The sequence below is a fragment of the Zhihengliuella halotolerans genome (assembly GCF_004217565.1).
GTDB lineage: Bacteria > Actinomycetota > Actinomycetes > Actinomycetales > Micrococcaceae > Zhihengliuella > Zhihengliuella halotolerans.
Genome location: NZ_SHLA01000001.1, coordinates 15,651 through 38,335 on the forward strand (window position 1 = coordinate 15,651; position 22,685 = coordinate 38,335).

Sequence of the window (22,685 nt, forward strand, 5' to 3'; positions counted from 1 at the left end):
TGATGTCCGGCATGCCTGTTGCTGAAATGGAAGGCCTGGAAATGGCCGACGCTGTCACCGCCGTCGTCGCCCGCCGTGGCCTCGACGAATTGACCCTGAACGACGTGGCCGCTGAGGCCGGCGTCGACGTGACCTCGCTCGCCCGGATCTATCCGACCAAGGCCGCCCTCGCCCGCGCCACGTTCACGCACGTGTTCGCGCGCTCCAACGATGCGGTCAACGCCGCGATCGACGGCCGCTACGGCGTCGACGCCATCCGCGCGTTCATTATGGCCGTCCTGCCGGACGACGAGACGAAGGTCGCGGCCGCGCGCGTGCTACTGCCGTTCTGGCAGCTCGCCCTGCACGACGACGAACTCGCCGCCGCAGGGGCCACTGCCTCCGATGCGTGGCGCACCCTGCTGCGCACGTGGCTGCGCGAGGCGATGGCCGATGGCGACGTCCGCGCGGACGTGCCGGTCGACGTCGTCACCGAAACCGTCCTGAACTGGATCGCCGGCACGCAGGCGGCCGCGATCGGCGAGGCCCGCCACAACGCCCCGCGGCAGCTGCACGCCCAGGTCGACGCGCTGCTGGACCTGCTGCACGGCTGAACCGCCGCCACGCACTCATGCGGGCCGACCCGGTCCGGGGCGGTCAGCTATGCAGCGCCCGCAGGACCTTGTAAAACTCGGCCTTGCCCTCGAGGCCGATGCCCGGCAGGTCTCCGGGGGTGACGCGGCTGTTGACCACGACGGCGTCGTCGGTGAAGCCGCCGGTGGGCTGGAACTCGCCCGGGTAGGACTCGTTGCCGCCGAGCTTGAGGGCGGCGGCGATGTGCAGCGAGAACTGGTGTCCGCCGTGCGGGACGCAACGTCGGGAGGACCACCCGTGCCGCGCCAGGATGTCCTGGATGCGTTTGTACTCGACCAGTCCGTAGCTGAGCGCGGGATCGACCTGAAGGTAGTCGCGGTCCGGTCGCATGCCGCCGTATCGAATCAGGTTCGTGGCGTCCTGTCTCGAGAACAGGTTCTCGCCCGTGGCGATGGGGTTCGCGTAGTGCTCGGAAACCGTGGCGTTCAGCGCGTAATCCAAGGGGTCGCCGATCTCCTCGTACCAGAACAGGTTGTATTGCTCGATGGCCCGGCCGTACTCCAGGGCGGTCTGCAGGTCGAACTTTCCGTTGACATCCACGGCCAGGCGCGAGCCGTCGCCGTCGAGTACCTCGAGCACGGCCTCGATTCGACGGACGTCTTCGGCGAGGTCGGCGCCGCCGATCTTCATCTTGACCACGTTGTAGCCCTGGTCGAGGAATCCGCGCATCTCGGCCTGCAGGTCCTCCAGCGTTTTGCCGGGGGCGTAGTAGCCGCCCGCGGCGTAGACGAAGACGTCCTGATCCGGGTCGCCGTCACCGTAGTGGTCAGAGATCCACCGGTAGAGCGGAACACCGGCGATCTTCGCGGCGAGGTCATGCAGGGCCATGTCGGCCACCCCGACGGCGACCGAGCGCTCGCCGTGGCCACCGGGCTTCTCGTTGGCCATCATGAGATCCCACGCGCGTTCCGGTGACAGCTGCCCGTCCTCTCCGAGGAGGTCCTCGGGTGGGGCATCGAGCAGGCGGGGCAGGATGCGCTCCTGCAGGATCGCCGTCGCGTTGTACCGGCCGTTGGAGTTGAAGCCGTAGCCGACCAGGGGCTTGCCATCGACGATCGTGTCGCTGACGAGGGCGATGATCGTGCAGTCCATCTTTGTGAAGTCGATGAAGGCGTTCCGGATCGAGGAACTGATGGGGATGGTGCCCACGTGGGCGGAAACGATTTTCATCTTGACGTCTCTCCTATCTTCGTAACTTATTTCTTATAAGACTGACTGTCGCATGTTCCCCAGATGTGATCGGATATGGGGCAAGTGCGAAAATATCTTATAAGATGCGAGTTCAAGGCTAGCTTCGAGTGGCGGGGAGCACAAGGCCATCCGGTAAACTTCTTATAAGATGTTGGCGACATTGACCACGAGGAGGCGGGGCGCGCAGTCCCGACCGGAGAAGGCGGAGCGACCAATGAGCACGACGAACGTCTTTTCCAGCAAGGGCAGTCTGGCGTACAGCGAACTCCGCCAGCTGATCCTCTCAGGCGGCCTGGCCCCCGGCTCCCGCATCTCTCAGTACGAGCTGGCCGACGCCATGCAGATGAGCATCACGCCGCTGCGCGAGGCGATACGCCGACTCTCCAGCGAGGGGCTGATCGTGATGGACACGCACCGGGACTCTCGCGTGGCCGACATGAGCGCTTCCGAAGCTGCAGAGCTGTTGGAAGTCCGCCTCGCTCTGGAGCCCTCCGCGACGGCAATGGCCGCCCGGCACCGGACCACAGCGGACATCGGCGCGATGCGCGAGGCGGCCGGGAAGCTGTTGCCGGTGAACCGCGTCTGGGGAGAAGAGGCCATCACGGCGCACCGGGAATTCCATCGGGCTGTCTACGTCGCCTCCCACAACAGCATCATGATCAAGCTCCTCGACGACCTTTGGGACAAGTCGGACCGCTATCGCCGCATCGGGCTCGAACTCCCCTCGGGAGCCGAACCCCGAACCATCGACCTGAACCAGCATCACCAGATTCTGGAACTCGTCGCCGCTGGTGATGGTCCCGGCGCCGCGGCGCTCGCCAGGACCCACATCGCCGACAGCCTCACGGCCTCCGTGACCGGTGCCCTGGAAGAGCGGGAGAAGGCCGAGCTGGAAGCCCCGGCCAGCGCCGACTAACGGCCCCGCCCCGTGTGACGGCCGCGTGGGGCGACGAGTCCAGTGCCGGGGTGGGCTCCGTCGCCGCGCGGGTGAGCCGGCGCAGGCACGAGGCCGCCGATGCCGCAACCACCAGTTCCAGCGGAACCACTGCCAGCATCATCAGCGATGACGACGACGCGGCGCCGGGGGAGACGCTGGCTGCATCCGCGAGGTGCCCCGCATGCCCGCCGCCGAGGCCCGGGAGCCCGAGCAGGAGCGCCGTGTGCGCCAGGGCCATGGCTGCGGACATCGCCAGCAGCACGGTCAGCTCCGTTCGGCAGCTCGACCGCGAGCGCGCCCGCCACAACCCGGCGGCGCACTTGACGCACAGGGCGGTCATGACGAGCAGCGCCGCTGAAAGCCAGAGCCCGTGGGTGCCCGCGTGCGCGGCGAGCACCCACGCGTGCAGGCCCGCCACTGCCGCGGCGAGTGCCGCCGTCGTTCGCATGATCGCTAGTGGCAGCCGGACTCGGTGTGGCAGGCGCCCGGGGTCGGGGCCGGCACGTCGAGGACCGGGGATCGGTCGAAGAAGCCGTCCGGGCGCAGCTTGAAGCCGGTGGTGTCGACGGGCATGATCGGCCAGTCCTCCACGCGCGGGAAGTGCGTCAGGCCGAAGGTGTGCCAGAGGACCAGATCCTCCCCGTCGAGGTTGCGGTCCGCCTCGATCCAGGCCGGAAGCCCCGCGCCGCCGGGGTGCTGGTTGACGAAGTCGCCGGTCGGGTAGCGCTCGTCTTCGGCGTGCGGGGTCACCCACAGCGAGCTTGACGTGAACGCGGCGCGGCGGGCCACCGAGGATTCGGGATCTGCGAGCAGGGTCGGGTTGCCTTCCGGCAGGAGCTTGTAGCCGACGGGGGCGCCGAGCCGGTTGCGCGTCTGCGCGCTCTGCACGATCCAGGACCGCCCCGTCTCCATGCGGCTCTGGCGCACGGCCGCCTTCTCGCTGGCGAGCACGGTGTGTTTACGCGTGAACGCGTTGCCGCGCGGATTCGACTCGCCCATCGGGACGCGCACGGCCTCCTCTTCGACGACGCGGGACGGGCCGTCGTCGAGCGCGAAGTCCAGCCGCGCGCCGAACAGGTGCTGGTGGAAGGGCGCGCCGAGGCCGGGGGCCATCTCGGAGCTGTACGGGTACGGTTCGCCGTCGGCGCCTGCCTCCGGCTGCGCGGACGTAAAGACGATGCCGGTGGCCTTCGCCTCGAACTCGATGGTCCCGTCGAGGTAGAGGTACCAGTAGAAGCCGTAGTCGTAGTTGCCGACGGTCGTGAAGAAGCTGATCACCAGACGGCGGTTGCGGCGGGTGTAGTCGATCCCGCTCCACAGGTCCGAGTGCTTCGCCAGGATGGAGGCGTCCTCCTCGTGCATGCAGATGCCGTTGTGGATCGTGCGGGCGTTGCCGAAATTGTCGGAGATGACCGGGGAGAGGTAGGTGATCTCGCCGAGGCAGTCGCAGCCGAGCTGCAGCGAGTTGGCGCATGAGCCGATGAGGTATTCGCCGGTGTCGAAGTAGTTCTGCCAGTTCCGCACGGGGGAGGGGTCGCCGTACGGGACCACCATTTCCGCGATCGAGGCCCGGTTGAGGATCTTGCGGCGCCGGGTCTCGCCCTCGGGCGACTTGTCGTCGAACGCGATGTTGTGCAGGACGAGGCCTTCGCGCATGTCGAAGCCGATGTCGAGGCTCCAGCGCTCCCACTCGACATGGTTGCCGCCCGTGACCTCGAACGAAGGCCCCTCCGGCTGGGTGATGCTGATGGGCTTCTGCGTCGTGCGCAGCTCGCCGGTCAGCGACGGGTCGGTGTAGTTTCCGTGCTCGGGGGGAACGGGCACGACGCCGAGGTCCAGGATGCGGGTGGCCTTCCGACTCGCCACGTCGACGTACGCGACGAGCCCGTCGATGGGGTGCGCCCAGGCGCTGTCGGTTTCGTGCTCCTGGTAGAACGCCAGCCCCCGCAGGACCCGCGTCCCGCGCTCTTCCGGGTAGTCGTAGAAGCCCGCCGAGAGCGGCGCGACGCGCACCTTCTCCAGCTCCAGACCGCGTTTGGCAATCGCCGCCTGCCACTGGGCGTCCTCGGCGAGGACCTCCTCCACGGCCGCGAACTCGGCTTCCATGACCGGCAGCTCACCGGTGGCCATGGTGTCCAGTGCGACGACGGACTCCACCGCCCGGGTGCTCGCGTTCACCGTCGCGTCGATCGGAGCCCCGCCGGCGGTGTCGAGGGCGAAGACTCGGAAGCGACGGTCCGCGTGAGCGCCGGATGCGGTGCCGCGCGGCGGGTCTAGCAGGCCCAGGTAGGCGATCCGCGAGGTCTCGGGCAGGTGGCCGGCTTCGGCCAGAAGCGCGGTGACGGTCTTGACCTCGTCCGTGGTCGGCAGCGAGTAGGCGGTCGGCTGGTTCATGGGGTCCTCGAGGCTTTCGTGGGTCGACGGGGCGCTGTGAGGCGCCCCACTTTATTTTCTCTTAACGTAGAGAATAAGCTGATCGTGAGCTGTCCCACAAGGGGGTGGCGCATAAAGATTTAGTGGCGTCTGCCGTCACACCCCTCACCGCGGCCGCTACCGCGAATCGAATAGGATGGCGCCATGCCGAAGATCGTCGACCACGACGCCCGCCGCGAGGAGATCGCCCGGGCGGCCTGCCGCGTCGTGGCCAGGAGTGGGCTCGAGGGTCTGACGCTGCGCGACGTCGCCGCCGAGATCGGCTTTGCCAACGGCGCGCTCAAGCCGTACTTCCCGACGAAGGCGGCGCTTTCCCAGGCCGCGTTCTCGCGCGTCTTCCGGCAGACCGAGCGGCGCATCACCGAAGCGACCCGCGGAAAACGGGCGACCGCAGCGCTGCGGGCCTTTGCTCTCGAGGTGCTCCCGCTGGACGACAACCGGCTCGACGAGGCCCGCGTGGTCCTGCCGTTCTGGCAGCTCGCGGTCCACGATCCGCGCCAGGCCGAGGTCAACGACCAGGCCATGCTGTCGTGGCGATCCTCGATGCGCCGCTGGCTCGCCGAGGGTGTCGACGACGGCGAGATCCGTTCGGACCTCGACCCCGCTGCCGCCGTCGAATCGCTGCTCAATTTCCTGCTCGGCGCGCAAGGCGCCGGCGTGATCGACGCCGAGTACAACGGCCCACGTCAGCTGCGAGACCAGCTCGAGGTGCAGCTGCGCGGCTTCCGCCCCTGAAGGGCACTGGCGGGTGCGGCGCCAGTGACCGGCCGCGTGACATTCTCCGCCGTTGGGCCTACATTGGGGCCAACCGGCCGGGGCGCGTGAACCACATCACCACCCGCGCCCGCCGCCTGAGGAAGTGTCATGTATCAAGTCAAGTACGCCGACGACTTCGCTTCGTGGAAGCAGGTCGTCTCCAGCTCGTTCGTCCCGCTCGACGCGAAGGCCGTGAACTCCCGGCCGTTCACCGGCCAGGTCGGCGGCGGTACCGTGTTCGACGTCGGGCTCATGCGGGTCACCGCCTCCGCCCACGAGGTCGTGCGCACCGAGAACCTCATCGCCCGCACCGAGGGGGCGTTCTACAAGCTCGGCGTGCAGATGTCCGGCCACGGCATCCTCGCCCAAGACGGCCGCGAGGCGATCCTGCGCCCCGGCGAGCTGGCGATCTACGATACCCAGCGCCCCTATTCCCTCGCGTTCGAGGAGGATTTCTCGACGCTGGTGATGATGTTCCCGCAGCAGATGCTGGGACTCTCACCCGAGGACGTGTCCGAACTGACCGCCGTGAGCATGGGCGCCGACCAGCGGCTCGGGCGTGCGGTGCTGCCGTTCCTGCGCGAGATCGCGGACCTGCTGCCGACGATCGACGGGCCCATCGGACACCGCCTCGCGATGAACACGGTCGACCTGCTGGCCACGCTCCTGGCTGACGAGATCGGACAGCGCGCGCCGACCGGCGACCTGGATCGGGCGCGCCAGTTGCGCCGCATCCAGCACTTCATCGACGCCCAGCTCGCCGATTCGACGCTCTCCCCGGGCGACATCGCCGCCGCGCACTTCATGTCCACGCGCAGTCTGCACAAGCTCTTCTCCGATTCCGGGCACACCGTGGCCGGGTGGATTCGGGAACGCCGGCTCGAGAACTGCCGCCGGGACTTGAGCGACCCCCTGCAGTCCCACGCTCCGGTCGGCGCGATCGGCGCCCGCTGGGGGCTGCCGGACGCCGCCCACTTCAGCCGCGCCTTCCGTTCCGCCTACGGCTGCTCGCCGGCGCAGTACCGCCGCGGCGACCGGTAGCGCAGATTGGCAATAGTCCCGCGCGCAGGGACAAGGCGGACGCGGCGGGGGCCGGCAGGATGGAGGCAGCACACGTCACACACGACAAAGGAGTTGTCATGACCGTAGAGACCGCAACGTTCGCCACGGCAGCCGATCTGCTCGACGCCGTCCAGCCGGCCACCGGCGGCCGCGAGATGCTGGACCCGGCGACCGGGGCCGTCGTCGGGCGGGCCCCCGAGCACACGGCCGCCGATCTCGAAGCGGCCATCGCCGCCGCCCGCGCCGCGCAGCCCGCCTGGGGCGCACTCACCCACGCCGAGCGCGGTGCGGCCATGAACTCCGCCGCAGACGCCATCGAGGCCAACGCCGAGGCCCTCGCCGAGCTGCTCTCACGCGAGCAGGGCAAGCCGCTCAACGGCCCCAACGCCCGTTTCGAAGTCGGGGCCTGCTCCGCTTGGCTGCGTGCTACCGCGTCTTTTGAACTCGAGCCCGAGGTCCTGTTCGACGACGAGGGCGGCCGGGCGGAGCTGCACTACCGCCCGCTCGGGGTCGTCGGCGCGATCGGTCCGTGGAACTGGCCGATGATGATCGCCGTCTGGCAGATCGCCCCGTCCCTGCGCATGGGCAACACCGTCGTCGTCAAGCCGTCCGGAAACACGCCGCTGTCCGTGCTCGCGCTCGCGCACGTGATGAACACCGCGCTGCCGGCCGACCTGCTGCACGTCGTCGCCGGCCGCCGCGACGTCGGGGCTCTGCTCGTCGAACACCCGGACATCGCCAAGATCATGTTCACCGGCTCCACGGGCGCCGGCCAGAAGATCATCAAGGACTCGGCCGACACGGTCAAGCGCCTGACCATGGAGCTCGGCGGCAACGACGCCGGCATCGTGCTCCCCGACGTCGACGCGCAGGCCATCGCCCAGGACCTTTTCTGGGGGGCCTTCATCAACACCGGCCAGACGTGCGCGGCGCTCAAGCGCCTCTACGTGCACGAGGACGTGTACGACGACGTCTGCGCGGCGCTCGTCGAGGTCGCGCGCAACGTGCCCATGGGGGTGGGCCTGGATGAGAACAACGTGCTCGGCCCGCTGCAGAACAAGTCCCAGTACGACATCGTGGCGAATCTGGTCCAGGCGGCCAAGGACTCGGGGGCCCGCGTGTTGATCGGCGGCGATCCCGACGAGTCGGCGCCCGGCTACTTCTACCCGACGACCCTCGTGGCCGACATCGACAATGACAACCCGCTCGTCGCCGAGGAGCAGTTCGGCCCCGCCCTGCCGATCATCAAGTACTCGAACCTGGACGCGGTCATCGAGCAGGCGAACGCGCTCGATGTCGGGCTCGGCGGCTCCGTCTGGAGCGCGGACCGCGACCGCGCCATCGAGGTCGCGTCCCGCATCCAGTCGGGCACCGTCTGGATCAACAAGCACGGCGCCGTGGACCCCCGCATGCCGTTCGGAGGGATGAAGCAGTCGGGCTTCGGCCTCGAGTTCGGCGTCGAGGGCCTCAAGCACCTCGGCGCGCCGCAGGTCATCAACTACTGACCCGGGCATGGGGTGCCGCGCATAGGATGCCTTCATGGCTTTCACCGACATCCCGATCGCTCTGCGCTGGTCCGACCAGGACGCCAACGGGCACCTCAACAACGCCCGGATCGTCACCCTGATGGAGGAGTCCCGCGTGCGCTGGATGCGCGGGCTCGAGGGGCTTGCCGCGTTCCGCGGCTTGGGCGGCGCCGTCGTCGCGTCTCTGACGGTCGACTACGTGGCGCAGGGCGAGTACGTGCCGGAGATGGTGGTCCGCCTCGGCATCGAGCGCATCGGGAGCAAGTCGTTCACGATCCGCCACGTCGGCCTGCAGGACGGGAGAACGGTGTTCGACGGGAGCACGGTGATCGTGCCGCTCGCGGCCGATCGCACGACCTCGCGGTCGCTGACCGGTGCCGAGCGCGAGTCTCTCGCCGCACACGAGGTGCCGGCCCGTCGTCGTCCGAGTTAATCCCGCGAGCGCGTGCTGTGCGCGAGGGGTATTCTTTGCGCATGGACGAAACCCCCCTGCCGATGCACGCCCGCCGCCGCGAACTGGGTGAGGCCTCCCGGCAGCATATCCTCGATGTCGCGGTGCGGCTCATGTCAGAGCGGGGTTTCGAGGGGACCGCGATGTCCGCGCTGTGCAAGGAGACGGGCCTTCCGGCGAGCTCGATCTACTGGCATTTCGGCTCGAAGGACGGCTTGCTCGAAGCGGTCATGGAGCGAGGCGGGGAGCAGTTCTTCACTTCATTTCCCGACCCCGGCGATGCCGCGGAGCCGGCCGACAAGTTGCGCCGATTCGTCCGGTCGACCGGCGCCTGGCTCCTCGAGGAGTCGCGCAATGGTCAGTTCCTGCAGCTGCAGCTGCGGTTTCGGCTCAGCCGGCGGGCGCCGCTGGCCGAGAAGTTCGCAGCCAAGGCGGACGCCGGCATGCAGAAGAGCATCGAGTACGTCCGGGCATGGATCGCCTACGCCTATGCGAGCGAAGGCGAAGAGGTCGCCCAGCGCCTCGCCGCGGAGACTGCGCATTTTGCAGTCGCCATGCTGGACGGGGTCTTCATCATGGTGTACGACGACGACCGCGTCGATGCGGTCGAGATGATCGACGACGCCGCGGAGGCGCTTGTGAGCCGCGTCGAATCCCGTCTGGCCGCGATCAAGCCGGCCGCGACAGAGTAGGGCTGGTCCCGGGGCCGCGCATTGGTCCGGCCCCGAGCGGGTCGTCCCCCTCGAAATCGTCGAACACGGTCCCGTCGTCGGGCCAGCACATGGCCTCCATGATCGCGGAGTCGGCGATGTCCTCGGAGACCATGTGACCGTCCCCGTCGAGGATGCGGCAGCCGACTTCGCCCGGGGAATCGCCGTAGTGGATGACGGTCACGCTCCCGGCCCACACATCGATGTCGATGACCTCGGAGAACGGCTCGCCCGCCTCGATTTCTTCGGTCCGGTAGCCATCGCCCGCGAGACCCGTGTAGATCTCGACTTCGGCGGGGACGTCGGCCCAGGCCTCGAACGTGTAGGCCTCAACCTCTCCCGGTCCGGCCCAGTCGCCCAGCGCGCCGAATTCGTCGTCGAAGCTCTCGAACGCTGAGAACACTGCCGCGAAGGCGAGGGTCCACAGGAGAGCGATGACGAGTGACGCGATGCCCGTTGACAGCCCCGCGATAGCGAGCGCGCGGCTGTGGAGCTTTCGTGTCATGGCGATGCCGGCGACGATGACCGCGGCGAGGCCAACGGGGAACGCCGCGAAGTGTACGAAAGGCACGAGGGACAGACAAGCAGCAACGACGCCGAGTATGATCGCAGCGATCGTCAGACCGCTGGCCTTGGGCGGGACTGTGCCCGGCGGACCGGGCATCGCGGGCGGCGGCCAGGGGCGACCGTCCGGCGTCTGCTGCCAGGAAACGGGGTAGGAGTAGTCGGGACGCTGTTGCTGCGCCGGCTGTTCCGGGCCCGGCGGCTGCGGAGGCAGTGGCTGTTGCGCCCGCTCCGGGCTCGAGGGCTCCGGCGGGCGCGGAGCGTAAGGATTCTGCGGAATCGGCTGGTCGTTCGGTTCGCGATCCGGCGTCGTGTCGCTCATGTGCGCCCTCCTGGCAGGGTCTCGGCGGCTACAACCATTTTAGGCCCTGCGCCGCAATCTGGTGCCGCCGCTGGGGGATAGACTGGTTATCGAAGACTTGTTCGGCAAAGTGAGGTGCGGTGATGACCGAGTCGATCGATGGTGCGGAAAGCGCCGGAGTCCTCCGCCCGCGCCCGGCTACCGGGTTCGCGTCCCCGGCGGGGGACTACTACGACGGCGGTATCGACCTGAACCGGCACCTCATCCCGGACCGGACCAGCACGTTTGTGATGCGCGTGTCCGGTCATTCCATGGCGGGCGCGGGCGCAGCCGATGGCGATGAGCTCATCGTCGAACGGGCGCGGGCACCGCGTGACGGCAACGTCGTGGTCGCAGTCCTCGACGGCGAGCTCGTCGTCCGCCGGCTCCGAATCGAGGCCGCCGGACCGGTCCTGCAGACCGAACCGCTGCCACCGAGCCCGCCCGTCCGCACGCGCGTCGACGGCGAGCTCGACGTGTGGGGCGTGGTCACCCGGAGCCTGCACCGGCTATGAGCCTCGGAACCGAAGCGACAACGGGGCACCGGTTCGCGCTTGTCGACGTCAACAACTTCTACGTCTCCTGCGAGCGCGTCTTCGATCCGCGCCTGGCTGACCGCCCCGTCGTCGTGCTCTCCAACAACGACGGCTGCGTCGTCGCGCGCAGCGCGGAGGCCAAGGAACTCGGCATCAAGACGGGTACCCCGTGGTTCCAACTCGCCCCCGAGGCCGAACGCATGAACCTCGTCGCCCGTTCCAGCAACTACGAGCTCTACGGCGACATGTCCGCGCGCGTGATGGAGGTGATCGGCCGCTTCGGTGCCTGGCAGGAGGTCTACTCGATCGACGAGTCGTTCCTCGGCCTGCCCGCCGCCGCGGAGCCCGCGTTCGCCGCTACCGCCCGGGCCGTCCGCGAAGCCGTCCGCCGGCTCGTGGGCGTCCCGGTCTGCGTGGGCGTCGCCCCGTCGAAGACGCTGGCCAAGTTCGCCAACCACATCGCCAAGCACAACGGGCACCTCGACGGCGTCTGCTCGCTGGGCTCCCTGCCGGCCGCGGACCTCGAACGCCTCGCCGCGCGCCTGCCGGTCACCGAGGTCTGGGGCGTCGGGGCGCGCACGGGTGAGAAGCTCGCCGGCCAGGGGATCCAGAGCGTCGCCGACCTCGCAGCCGCCGATCCGGCGCGCATCCGCAAGAAGTTTTCCGTGAACCTCCAGCGCACGGTCCTGGAGCTGCGCGGCACCGCGTGCATCGCCCCGATCGACGAGCGCGCAGACGCCCACCAGATCATGTTCTCGCGCTCCTTCTCGACCCCCGTCGACACCGTCGCCGCGATGGCCGATGTCATGACGGTCTACGCGCAAGCCGCTGCCTCGCGTTTGAGCGCGCGCGGCCTGCAGACCGCCGTCGTCACGGCGTTTGCCGGGACCAGCCGCTTCGCCGCGGGTGAGGCCTCGAACCCGTCGGTCTCGGTGCCGCTGCCGGAGCCCACTGACGATCCCATCGCGATCGTCCGCGCCGCCGTCGCCGGGCTCGAGGCGCGCCTGGTGCCGGGGGTGCGCTACGTGCGCGCCGGCGTCGTGCTCTCGGGCCTCACCCGGGCCGGCGCGGCCCGCCAGGGCGAGTTCGACCTGTTCGGGACCCCGGACGACGACGGAGCACCCGCCGCGGGACGGGATGCGCAGGCGGCGGCGAACCTGGGCTCGCTCCTGGGGGACGTGAAGGCGCGCTTCGGGCAGGCATCGATCGGGCTCGGCGCCGGCGGAGTCCAGGTTCCGGCGGACTGGAGCATGAAGCGGCAGTACTCGTCACCGAAGTACACCACGGAGTGGAAGGACCTGCCCGTCGCGAAGGCGTGAAAACGGCGGCGGCCGGGCCCGAATCGGACCCGGCCGCCGCCGCGTGTGCGGTGGCTCCTACTTGAAGGAGACCACTTGCGCGCGGTCGCCCGAGGCGTTGTGGTGGTGCAGCAGCAGCGCCGAACCGACCGGCTTCTGCTTGCCCTTGCCCTTCTTGCCGTTGCCGGCCGTGGTGACGTCGGCTTCGAGCGAGGTGCCCGGCTGATCGGCGAAGACCAGACCGTCACCCGCGAAGGAGACGTTCGGGTTCACCGGGTTGTAGCCGATCCATTCGGTGCTGTCGACGGGGATGATGTTCCCGGAATCGTCCGTGTGGTAGTAGCTGTACGTCGCCACACGGTAGGAAATTTCGGTCTCGTCCTCGATGCCGAGCGCCGCCAGCGAGACCGGCAGCGTCGCCACGTTCGAATCGAACAGGTTCGAATCGACATCGCCCATCACGACGTTGACCGGCCACGCGTCGACGCTCTCGCCGGTGGCGACGTCCGTCGTCGACGCGATGTCCAGATCGATGCCGTCGAACCGGGTCGTGTACGTCCTGAAATCGGCGGAACCGTCGCCGTCGACGTCGATCTGGACCTCGATCTCCGTGCCGCCGGCCAGGTGGGCCCAGTCGGAGTGGGTCGCAACGCCGAAGTTCAGCACGCCGTCGGCGACGCCCGCGGTGGCGGCGTCGGAGTTGGCCCCGACGTACGCGAGATCCATCTCGGCCACGCCGGCCGCCGTCGTGTCGGAGAGCTCATCCGAGGTCGCGCCGAGCTCGAAGGCGGAGACCAGCGAGGTGACGTTCTCGGCACCCTCGCCCGCGTCCACGCCGCGGCCCGAGAGCGGGATGGAGGTCTCGCCGTCGCGGACCTTGACCTTCTTCGGCGCGGTCATGTCCGCCACGGGCTTCGGTGCGGCCTGGACCGGGACGCGCAGGGTCGGCGCGTCCGGGGCCGACAGCTCGACGCGACCGGTCGCGTCGGCGATCCACTGGCGGGCCAGGCCCGACTGCGACGACTCCAGGGTCGGGTCCATGGTCTTGGCGAACTGGGCCGGATCCACGGTCAGGGTGACGTCGAACTCGGCGGTGCCGCCGGCCGGAACCGAGACCTCGTCGGTGCTCAGCGTGTAGACGGCGCCGGGGATCTCCGACGACGGGGAGTAGGACACCGCGTAGGTGGCGGCGGCGTCGGACTGATTCTCGACCGTGACGGCCTTCGTGGCCGTGTAGGTCTCGGCGCCGAGCTCGATCACGCCGAAGATCACGCTAGTCATCTCCGGTGCCTCGCTCGCGTAGGCGATCGAGCCGGTCTCGAGGGCGGCGCTGCCGATCACGCGGCCGGAGCCGACGCGGTTCGGTCCGAAGGCTTCGCCGTTGTCGGCGATGACGTCGGCCGTGGCGGTGTTCATCAGGCGGGACTTGACCTCGTACGGGGTGTAGTCGCCCGAACCGTAGACGAGTGCCGCCAGGCCTGCAACGTGCGGGGTGGCCATGGACGTGCCGGACATGACGGCCGCGCCGTCGCCGGCGGCGACGCCGACCGAGCCGATCAGGGTGCCCGGGGCGGCGACGTCGGGCTTCACGATGCCGTCGGAGCCGTGGACGCCGCGCGAGGAGCTGGGGTTCAGCGTGTCGAGCGCGCCCGAGGCGTCCTTCGTGGAGCCGATCAGGTCCTGGGCGAGCTGCAGCTCCAGGGTCCCGGCCTCGGCGTCCGCGCGCAGCGCATCCGAGTGAGTCTTGTTGAGCTGGATGCCCGGGATCGTCGCGTTGCCCGCGATGCCCGAGGAGAAGACCAGACGCGGGGAGTCGAGCACGACGCCGGCGCCGCCGGCGGCCTCGATGTTGTTGAACCGGGCGGTCGAACCGCACGGGAAGTCGCCGTTCTCCTCCCACTGGATCCAGACCCAGCTGCCGCCGAGGTCGGTCCCGTCGGGCCAGGCGTCGCAGCCGAAGCGGTTGTCGGCCGGCGCCATCTGCACAGTGCCGCGCAGCTGCTCGTCGGAGGCGGCGGAGTAGTCGAAGTTCACCGAGTACTGGCCCGCGGCCCGGCCGGCGGACTCGGCAGGCGCGAGAACGTCGGCGCCGTCGAGGGTCACGGTCGAGCCGACCGAGTTGGCCACGGTCAGCGACGAGGCCGAGTTGCCCGGGGAGCCGCCCACGTTGGTCACGTCGGAGGCGTTGCCGGAGGCGATCACGGACAGGATGCCGAGCTCGCTGAGGGCGTCGACGATGTCGTTCTCGGGATCGTCGACGGGGGAGTGATCGGAACCGAGAGACATGTTCACGATGTCCGCGCGGTCGGAGAAGTCGCCGTCGCCGTTCGGATCCAGCACGTAGTCGAGGGCCTGCCCGACGACGGCGGAGGAACCTTCGCAGCCGAAGACGCGGATGCCGATGACTTCGGCCAGCGGGGCGGTGCCCGGGCCGACCTTCATCTCCGCGACCTGGGCCTCAGTCAGCGTCGAGTAGTCGCCGTCGAACGTGTTGCCGTCCGCATCGACGCCGTAGGCGGCGGCGGATCCCGCGACGTGCGAGCCGTGACCGGCCGAGGCGCAGTCGAGCGGGTTCGGGTCAGGATGAGGCACGGGCTGGTACGAGTCGGCGTTCGGGTTCGCGTTGTAGTCGTCGCCGGTCAGGTCCCAGCCGCCGATGAACTTGGCCGGGTCCAGCAGGCCCGAGTCGGCCGCGGGCAACTCCTCCGACGCCTGCGCGGCATCATATGCTTCGCGCGTGCCGGGGCCACCGAAACCGGCGTGGGTGTAGTCGACGCCGGTGTCGAGGACCGCGATCTTCACACCCTCGCCGGTCTGGCCCAGATCCTGCCAGGCGTTGATCGCCTCGGTGTCGATCACGGCGCCGGAGTTGGACGGCTCCTTCGGCGAGATCGCGCTGACCTTGACGACGTCGTCGCGTTCGGCGAGCGTGCGCAGTTTCTTCGCGTTGCCGCGCAGGGCCACGCCGGGCAGCGCGTTCGTCGTCGTGTAGATGACGTCGGAGGCGGCCTGCGCCGCGGCCGACCGGCCCTTGGCCTCGATGTCCTTGCGGACCTTCTTGACCTTTTCCTTCGCCTTGACGGGCTTGCCGTTGCTCTTGGTCACGGCCGCGGGCTGGGTCTGCTCGTAGGCGCCTTCGCCAGCGAACTGGACGTACACGGAGACCTCACCGGTGGCCGAGGCCAGCGACGGGGAGATCTTCAGGTCGGTGCCGGACAGCGAGGTCCCGCTGTAGGCCTCCGCCAGCGGTTGCGACGAGGTCGTGGCCGCCGCCGGCAGCGCCGCGGTCGCCGCGAGGGCGAGACCAGCGGACGCGGCGACGACGGCTCTGGACAGCCGGTATCGGTGCGAATTGCTCATGGGTGCTCCTTGAATTCGGTAGCCGGACGCAGAGTGATGTGCGTCTCACCGTGCCAGCCTAGGCGAGCCAGCCTAGTTGTCAAGGAGTTGTTTAATACTTCCGGGAGTGGCGTTGACCGTCACACGGGGCCCGGGCGGGGCTCGGCCGGGCCGGCTCAGCCCTGCCAGAGCGCGTCGAACGGCGCTGCCGAGGCCACGCGGCGGCGGATGCCGCGCGTGACGAACGATTTCGCCGCGCGGGCCGCGTCGAGCGGCGTCGCCCCCTTGGCCAGCTCGGCCGTGACGGCCGCGGCGAGGGAACAGCCGGCGCCTGAGACGGCGACCTCGCCGATCTTCTCTTCGCGCAGGACCTCGAGCGTCTCGCCGTCGTAAAACACGTCGATCGCGTCTTGGCCGCTCAGTCGCACGCCGCCCTTGGCGAGTACGGCGGCGCCCGAGATGTCATGGATGCGCTTGGCCGCCTCGATCAAGGACGCCTCGTCGGTGATGGCGATGCCGGAGAGCTGCTCGGCCTCGAAGTGGTTCGGCGTCACGAACGTCGCCAGCGGCAGGAGGTTCGCCTTCAGCGCCTCGTCGGTGTCGAGCGCGTGGCCCGGCTCCTGGCCCTTGCAGATCAGCACCGGGTCGAGCACCACGTGCCGCCACGACTGGCCCTTGAGCGCGGTGGCGACCGTGTCGATGGTGGCTGGCGAGCCCATCATGCCGAGCTTGACGGTGTCGAGCGCGCCGGCGTAGCACGTCTGCGCGGCCTCGAGCTGGTCGGCGATCACGCCCGGCTCCACCGGCACGAACCGGTGGTTCCAGTTGCTCTTCGGGTCGAAGGAGACGATGCAGGTCAGCGCCACGATGCCGTACGTGCCGAGCTGCTGGAAGGTCTTCAGGTCGGCCTGCGCGCCGGCGCCGCCGGTCGCCTCCGAGCCGGCGATCGTGAGCGTGATGGCGGGGGCCGGTGCGTAATCGGTGGAAGTCATGCCCACCATTTTAGGACCCCCGGTCCCCGGAACGACGACGTCGGGCGGGCCTACGCCGCGCGGCCGCCCGCGGCGCCCCGAACGCGCCGACTCCTGGCGTCGTCTTCGGATCCGAGGGCGCGGACGAGGGCCAGGATCTCGTCCAGGATGGTGCGCACCACGGGCAGGCGGGAGAGTACGGCGATCCGGGCGGTGAGCGGTGCAGCGCGGGCCACGAGTAGGCGGGAGCGGTGTCGATCCGGGGAGGTGTCGGCGGCCCAGAACGCCAGGATCGCGCGCGTGATCAGGTGCACGAGTTCCGGGAGCCCCTGCCGGACGGGCAGCGGTGCCCGAGGGCGGGAGGAGTCGATCGCGGCGACGAGCGCGCCGTTCTCGTCCGGCGGGGGCAGTCCGCCGGCGCGCAGGAACGCGGTGCCGCAGTCATGATAGGGCTCCAGAGCGTCGAGCAGGCCGTCCCACAGGCTGCGGAGGTTGTGCTCGAGAGTGTTCCCGGTGGCCAGATCGGGAGCGACGCGGGCACGATGCTCGGCGAGCAGATCATCGAAGAGTTCGAGCGCCAGGTCGTCCTTTGATTCGAAGTAGTAGTACGTGTTGCCGAGCGAGACGCCGCTTTCGGTGGCGATGGCGCGCAAAGTGGTATTGGAGAAACCCTTGCTCCGAAAAAGCTTGAACGCTGCACTTTTCAGTTTGGCGCGAGTGCGGGTCGACTTTGAGTCCTGCTGCACGTGCTCACCCCTTTGATCTGCTGGGAACCATGCCAGTCTATCTATTTTTGAACATGTTCAAAAAATTGACCGGATTCCGGCGATTCGCCTCGGCATCCGGGGGATCGTGTGAGAATGAAAGGGCAAGTGCTAATACAGCCGGCCGCGCCCGGGACGACTCCGGCGGCCGAGGCGAACCACTTTTCAATGAATCGAGAGACACCCATGGCTTCAGCAGCCCCCGAATCCAGCCCTGCCCCGGAGGCAGGGACCCGCGTGCGCAACGCGGCCTTCGCGGCCACCGGCAGCCCCTACTTCTCCAGCGTTCTGGCGCTCATGGCGCTCGTCGTCGTGCTCTCCAACATCGGCGCGACCAAGGGCGTGACCTTCGGCCCGATCGTCACCGACGGCGGGTTCTTCCTGTTCCCGCTGGCGTACATCCTCGGCGACGTCGTCTCCGAGGTGTACGGGTTCAAGGCCGCGCGCCGAGCGATCATCACGACGTTTGCGCTCTCGGCCTTCGCGACGTTGTGCTTCTGGATCGTCATCGCCCTGCCCGCGGCCGAATGGTACGACGGGCAGGAGGCGCTCGCGGCGACGCTGGGTCCGGTGTGGCAGATCGTCGCCGCGTCCCTGCTCGGCTTCGCGGTGGGGCAGCTGCTGAACTCCTACGTGCTCGTGCGCATGAAGGCCCACTTCGGAGAGAAGGCGCTCGTGGGCCGCCTGCTCGGCTCGACCGGTGTCGGGGAGTTCGCGGACACGCTGATCTTCTGCTCGATCGCTGCGTCGGTCATCGGCATCTCGGACGCGCCGACGTTCGCCAACTACGTGATCGTCGGCTTCCTCTACAAGACGGCGGTCGAGGTCCTCTTCGTGCCGGTCACGACCGCGGTCATCGCCTGGTTCAAGCGCCGCGAGCCCAGCTACGCCGCCGCGGCGTGAGGCACATCTGAGAACGACGCGACGCCGGCACCCGGGTGGGTGCCGGCGTCGCGCCGTGCTGGTGCGGGAGGTGACTAGCCGGTGTTCTGCAGGCCGGCAGCGACACCCTTGAGCGTGATGAGCAGCAGGTTGCGCTGGTCGGAGAGGGTGGCCTCGTCGAGTTCCTCGTCCGAGCGCAGGGCACGCAGGGCGCGCAGCTGCAGCAGCGAGAGGGCGTCGACGTACGGGTTGCGCAGCTGGACTGCGCGGCCGAGGACCCGCCGGCCCTCGAGGAGGCGCTCCTGGCCCGTGATGGCCAGGACCCACTTGCTGGTCAGGTCGAGTTCCTCGAGCACGAGCCCGGCGAGGTCGTCGCGGTCGCCGAGGTCCAAGTAGCGTTCGGCGATGCGGCGGTCCGTCTTGGCCAGCGACATCTCGATGTTGTCGATGAGCGCGCGGAAGAGCGGCCAGTCGGCGTAGGCGTCGCGCAGCGTCTCCAGATCGCCGACGGCTTCGAGCGCGGAACCGAGTCCGTACCAGCCGGTGAGGTTGATGCGCGCCTGGCCCCACGCGAAGTTCCACGGGATGGCCCGCAGATCCTCGAGGGACTCGACCGAGAGGCCGCGCTTGGCCGGGCGGGAGCCCAGGGCCAGGAGACCGACCTCGTCCTGCGGGGTGACCTGGGCGAACCACGGGGCGAAGCCGTCCGCGCCGACGAGGCCGTCGAAGCGCTCGCGCGAGACCTCGTCCATGCGTTCGGCCAGCGGGGCGAAGCGCGCAGCGGCCGCCGCGTTGCGCTGCTCGACCGACGGGGCCGAGGACATGAGCGTCGCCGCGGCGACCTGCTCGATGTGGCGCAGCCCGATCTCCGGGTTGCCGTAGCGGGCGGAGATGACCTCGCCCTGCTCGGTGACCTTGAAGCGCAGGTCCACAGAGTGCGGCGGCTGCGCCAGAATGGCCCGGTTGGCGGGTCCGCCGCCGCGGCCGAGGGCGCCGCCGCGGCCGTGGAACTGGGTCAGGACGATGTCGTTCTCGCTCGCCCACGCGGCGATCTTCTCCTGCGCCTCGTAGAGGGCGAGCGTCGCCGCGACGGGGCCGACGTCCTTCGCGGAGTCTGAGTAGCCGAGCATGATCTCCATGCGCCGGCCGGTCTCGTTCAGGCGACGCTGAACGGTCGGGTGGTCCAGCATCTCCGCGAGGATGCGCGGGGCGTTCTGCAGGTCCTCGTAGGTCTCGAAGAGCGGGATGACATCGAGAACGGGGGCGTTCTCCGCGCCGCCGAGCGCGCGCTCGGCCAGCTCGTAGACGTCGGCGAGGTTCTGCGCGGATTGCGTGAAGGAGACGATGTAGCGGCGCGCTGCCGACATGCCGTAACGCTGCTGGACCGACGCGATCGCGCGGAAGGTCTCGATGACCTCCTCGCCCGGCACGGCCATCTTCTCGACAGATTCCGGGTCGTCCAGCCACTTCAGCGTCTGGGCGTGCACCTTGGAGTGCTGGCGCACCTCGAGTTCGGCGAGGTGGAAGCCGAACGTCTCGACCTGCCAGATCAGGTCCTGCAGGTCGCCGTAGGCGGCGCGCTTGGCGCCGGCCGCCACCAGGGAGTCCTGCACGATTCGCAGGTCGGCGATCAGCTCGGACGGCTCGCCGTAGGCGAGGTCGGCGTCGCGCGTGCGGGTCGCGGCGATGCGCCCGGAGATCGCGAGCAGCACCTGACGGTGAGGTTCGCGCGGGGAGTGCTGCGCAGCCTGCTCGGTCAGCTCCTCGGAGAGCTGCCGCTGCCGCGACCACAACGCCTCGAGCCCGGCGTCGGGCGCGGCGTAGCGGTCGTCGAGCGTCAGCGCGGAGCCCACGGTGCGTGCGCGGGTCTCGAGCTCGGTCAGGACGCGGTCGGCGGCCTGCCCGACGGCGGCGCGCGTCACCGACGCGGTCACGTTCGGGTTGCCGTCACGGTCGCCGCCGATCCAGGAGCCCAGGCGGATGAACGCGGGGGCCTTGGGCTTGTTCGCGCCACGGTCCTCGCCCTGCAGCCAGTCGTCCATGCGGCGGTAGGCCTCGACGAACACCTTCGAGAACGAGGAGTCGAACACGTTCAGCGCGGTGCGGACCTCGTCGAGCGGCGAGGGAGCGGAGACGCGCAGCTGCGCGGTCCGCCACATGTTGTCGATCTCCGCGAGCATGTCGCGCTCGTTCTTCGCCAGGGTTCCGGCGCCCATGCGGGGGTCGTCGCGCTCGTCGAGCAGGTCGCCGAGGCGGCGGACGGAGGACGCGATCGCGTTGCGGCGGGCCTCGGTCGGGTGCGCGGTCAGCACAGGGTGGAAGCGCAGCTCGGCGAGCCGGCGCGAGGCCTCCTCCTCGCCGACCTCGCCGGCCAGGTGATTGAAGGCCGACGCGATCGAGTCTGCGGGCTTCTGCTCGCTCAGCGGGACCGAACCGTCGCGGGCGCGCAGGGTGCGGATGCGGTGCTGTTCCTCGGCCAGGTTCGAGAGCAGGAAGTAGCACGTGAACGCGCGGGCGACCTCCTTCGCACGCTCGGGGGAGAAGGACGTGACGAGCTCCTCCGCGGCGGCAAGGGTGTCGCCGGAGGCGTCCTCGACGGCCGAGATCGCCAGGGAGCGCAACTTCTCGACGTCGTCGAGCAGGCCCTCGGAGCCGTACTCGGTGAGGACGCGGCCCAGCAGGCCGCCGAGCAGGCCGACGTCGTGGCGCATGGCATCGGGGATCTCGTGGGAGGCGGCGGCACGGGTGTGCGCGTCGGCCTCGGTCAGGGCGCCGTCAAGTGTCTGGGGCATGGGAATCTCCTTGCTGGATGACTTCCGCGACCCCGTCGTCACGCTGAATCGGAACTCACGCTACCAAGAATGCGCGATTGATGAGTCAGTTCACATGCTCCGGCGTAACGATGCAAGACAGAGCGGCGCGCACGTGTAACACACGACGGCGTCAGGCGCCCTGCGGGTCCGGGTTCCCGGCGTAGTACTCGCCCAGCACGCGTTCCTTGAGCTCGAAGAACGTCCCGGTCTCGATCGCCGCCCGGGCCTCGTCGACCAGGCGCACCACGAACCGCTCGTTGTGGATGGAGATCAGCGTGTGGCTGAGCAGCTCCTTGGCCTTGTGGAGGTGGTGGATGTAGGCGCGAGTGTAGTGGGTGCATGTGTAGCAGTCGCAGCCGGCCTGCAGCGGCGTGAAGTCCAGCTTGTACCGCTGCCCCGAGAGGTTGAAACGGCCGTGCTGCGTGTAGAACGCCGAGTTGCGAGCCACGCGGGTGGGGGAGACGCAATCGAAGGTATCGGCGCCGTTCTCGATCGCCGTGAAGATGTCGTCCGGTTCGGAGATGCCGAGCAGGTGCCGCGGCTTGTCCTCCGGCAGCTCGTCAGCGCACCAGCCGACGATCGTGCCGAGGTTCTCCTTCTCCAGGGCGCCGCCGATGCCGAAGCCGTCGAACGGCATGGCCGCCAGGTCGCGGCAGGCCTTGCGCCGCAGATCCTCGTACTGCGCGCCCTGAATCACGCCGAACAGGCCCTGGTACTCCTTGCCGACGCGGGTATCGGTCAGCCGGAAGTGCTCTGTGATGCAGCGTTCCGCCCACAACCGTGTGCGCTCAAGCGACTCCTCCTGGTAGGCGCGCGAGTTGTGCAGCGTGGTCAGCTCGTCGAACGCGAACATGATGTCGGCGCCGATCTCGTGCTGGACGTTCATCGACACCTCCGGCGTGAAGCGGTGCACGTCGCCGTTGAGGTGGGACTTGAACCAGACGCCGTCGTCGTCCACGTTGGCGAGGCGCTCTTTGCCGGGCGCGACCGCGTCGTCGGAGCCCGACGGCGTCGTCGCCTTCATGTCGATGACCTTCTTGAAGCCGGACCCCAAGCTCATGACCTGGAAACCGCCGGAGTCGGTGAAGGTCGGGCCGGGCCAGTTCATGAACCGGCCGAGGCCGCCGGCGGCGTCGAGGACGTCGGAGCCGGGCTGCAGATACAGGTGGTACGCGTTCGCGAGGACGGCCTGAGCGCCGAAGTCGGCCACAGCCTCGGGGGTGACGGCCTTGACCGTCGCCTTGGTGCCGACCGCGATGAAGGCGGGGGTGGCGATCTCGCCGTGCGGGGTGCGGATGACGCCAGTGCGCGCCCGGGTGCCGTCGAGCCGGGCGCCGACCGTGAAACCGAATTCACCCTGCCGCGGGTGCGACGACGGCACGTCCGCGCTCACGGGGGTGGCCTCGGGTGTGGTCCCGGGGGCGGCGGGATGCAGCGGAGCTGGGGTGGTTGACTGTGCGGACGAACTCATGAGAACAA

19 protein-coding genes are annotated in these 22,685 nt (G+C 69.2%); 10 read left to right on the plus strand and 9 right to left on the minus strand.

Translation table 11 applies throughout. The features are described from left to right. Positions 1 to 11 precede the first annotated feature (11 nt). The gene (locus tag EV380_RS00080; protein ID WP_165391853.1) at positions 12 to 593 is read left to right on the plus strand and encodes a TetR/AcrR family transcriptional regulator; all 582 of its coding nucleotides are present in this window, start codon (positions 12 to 14) and stop codon (positions 591 to 593) included. Between the two features lie 43 nt (positions 594 to 636). On the opposite strand, the gene EV380_RS00085 is transcribed toward EV380_RS00080, so the two are convergent. Further along, positions 637 to 1,803, minus strand: coding sequence for a mandelate racemase/muconate lactonizing enzyme family protein (locus tag EV380_RS00085; RefSeq protein WP_130448481.1), 1,167 nt, complete (start codon positions 1,801 to 1,803; stop codon positions 637 to 639). A 235-nt stretch (positions 1,804 to 2,038) separates the two neighbouring features. Here EV380_RS00085 and EV380_RS00090 point away from each other — a divergent pair, with 235 nt between their 5' ends. Then, entirely contained in the window at positions 2,039 to 2,740 is a 702-nt protein-coding gene (locus EV380_RS00090) for a GntR family transcriptional regulator (RefSeq protein WP_130448483.1), read from the plus strand. Here the strand turns inward: EV380_RS00090 and EV380_RS00095 are convergent. Both EV380_RS00095 and EV380_RS00100 read right to left on the minus strand, forming a co-directional pair. Beyond that, a complete protein-coding gene (locus EV380_RS00095; protein WP_130448485.1) occupies positions 2,667 to 3,209 on the minus strand; it encodes a hypothetical protein in 543 nt (180 codons plus the stop codon). The two genes, EV380_RS00090 and EV380_RS00095, sit on opposite strands and share 74 nt — an antisense overlap. A 5-nt stretch (positions 3,210 to 3,214) precedes the next feature. Then, positions 3,215 to 5,155, minus strand: coding sequence for a primary-amine oxidase (locus EV380_RS00100; protein WP_130448487.1), 1,941 nt, complete (start codon positions 5,153 to 5,155; stop codon positions 3,215 to 3,217). A 183-nt stretch (positions 5,156 to 5,338) separates the two neighbouring features. Between EV380_RS00100 and EV380_RS00105 the strand changes: the two genes are divergently transcribed. From EV380_RS00105 to EV380_RS00125, 5 genes are all read left to right on the plus strand, one after another. Then, entirely contained in the window at positions 5,339 to 5,929 is a 591-nt protein-coding gene (locus EV380_RS00105; RefSeq protein WP_102160236.1) for a TetR/AcrR family transcriptional regulator, read from the plus strand. A 129-nt stretch (positions 5,930 to 6,058) separates the two neighbouring features. After that, positions 6,059 to 6,991: an AraC-like ligand-binding domain-containing protein gene (locus EV380_RS00110; RefSeq protein ID WP_130448489.1), complete on the plus strand. Its 933-nt coding sequence runs from the start codon at positions 6,059 to 6,061 to the stop codon at positions 6,989 to 6,991. Between the two features lie 98 nt (positions 6,992 to 7,089). Next, complete coding sequence (locus EV380_RS00115) at positions 7,090 to 8,517, plus strand: aldehyde dehydrogenase family protein (protein WP_130448491.1); 1,428 nt, start codon at positions 7,090 to 7,092, stop codon at positions 8,515 to 8,517. 34 nt (positions 8,518 to 8,551) lie between these two features. After that, the gene (locus tag EV380_RS00120; RefSeq protein ID WP_130448493.1) at positions 8,552 to 8,971 is read left to right on the plus strand and encodes an acyl-CoA thioesterase; all 420 of its coding nucleotides are present in this window, start codon (positions 8,552 to 8,554) and stop codon (positions 8,969 to 8,971) included. A 41-nt stretch (positions 8,972 to 9,012) separates the two neighbouring features. Beyond that, positions 9,013 to 9,681, plus strand: coding sequence for a TetR/AcrR family transcriptional regulator (locus EV380_RS00125; RefSeq protein WP_130448495.1), 669 nt, complete (start codon positions 9,013 to 9,015; stop codon positions 9,679 to 9,681). Here the strand turns inward: EV380_RS00125 and EV380_RS00130 are convergent. Next, complete coding sequence (locus EV380_RS00130; RefSeq protein WP_130448497.1) at positions 9,659 to 10,585, minus strand: hypothetical protein; 927 nt, start codon at positions 10,583 to 10,585, stop codon at positions 9,659 to 9,661. The genes EV380_RS00125 and EV380_RS00130 overlap by 23 nt on opposite strands. A 122-nt stretch (positions 10,586 to 10,707) precedes the next feature. Here EV380_RS00130 and EV380_RS00135 point away from each other — a divergent pair, with 122 nt between their 5' ends. After that, positions 10,708 to 11,118, plus strand: coding sequence for a LexA family protein (locus tag EV380_RS00135; protein ID WP_102160250.1), 411 nt, complete (start codon positions 10,708 to 10,710; stop codon positions 11,116 to 11,118). Then, positions 11,115 to 12,458, plus strand: a complete 1,344-nt coding sequence (locus tag EV380_RS00140; RefSeq protein WP_130448499.1) for a Y-family DNA polymerase — start codon at positions 11,115 to 11,117, stop codon at positions 12,456 to 12,458. Before EV380_RS00135 ends, EV380_RS00140 begins: the two co-directional genes overlap by 4 nt. Positions 12,459 to 12,515: 57 nt before the next feature. Here EV380_RS00140 and EV380_RS00145 read toward each other — a convergent pair whose 3' ends face one another. The 3 genes from EV380_RS00145 to EV380_RS00155 form a co-directional block, all read right to left on the minus strand. Further along, complete coding sequence (locus EV380_RS00145; protein ID WP_130448501.1) at positions 12,516 to 15,797, minus strand: S8 family peptidase; 3,282 nt, start codon at positions 15,795 to 15,797, stop codon at positions 12,516 to 12,518. Between the two features lie 155 nt (positions 15,798 to 15,952). Further along, positions 15,953 to 16,768 carry a hydroxymethylpyrimidine/phosphomethylpyrimidine kinase gene (locus EV380_RS00150; protein WP_130448503.1) on the minus strand — a complete coding sequence of 272 codons (816 nt, stop codon included), beginning with the start codon at positions 16,766 to 16,768 and terminating at the stop codon, positions 15,953 to 15,955. Between the two features lie 50 nt (positions 16,769 to 16,818). Continuing rightward, positions 16,819 to 17,493, minus strand: a complete 675-nt coding sequence (locus EV380_RS00155) for a TetR/AcrR family transcriptional regulator (RefSeq protein ID WP_165391855.1) — start codon at positions 17,491 to 17,493, stop codon at positions 16,819 to 16,821. A gap of 204 nt (positions 17,494 to 17,697) precedes the next feature. Between EV380_RS00155 and EV380_RS00160 the strand changes: the two genes are divergently transcribed. Next, complete coding sequence (locus EV380_RS00160; protein ID WP_242607447.1) at positions 17,698 to 18,414, plus strand: queuosine precursor transporter; 717 nt, start codon at positions 17,698 to 17,700, stop codon at positions 18,412 to 18,414. 74 nt (positions 18,415 to 18,488) lie between these two features. Here EV380_RS00160 and EV380_RS00165 read toward each other — a convergent pair whose 3' ends face one another. Together EV380_RS00165 and tgt are read right to left on the minus strand one after the other, a co-directional pair. Next, on the minus strand, positions 18,489 to 21,185 hold the full coding sequence (locus EV380_RS00165) for a phosphoenolpyruvate carboxylase (protein ID WP_130448509.1): 2,697 nt from the start codon (positions 21,183 to 21,185) through the stop codon (positions 18,489 to 18,491). 151 nt (positions 21,186 to 21,336) lie between these two features. Next, a complete protein-coding gene (gene tgt, locus EV380_RS00170; protein ID WP_130448511.1) occupies positions 21,337 to 22,677 on the minus strand; it encodes a tRNA guanosine(34) transglycosylase Tgt in 1,341 nt (446 codons plus the stop codon). Positions 22,678 to 22,685 lie beyond the last annotated feature (8 nt).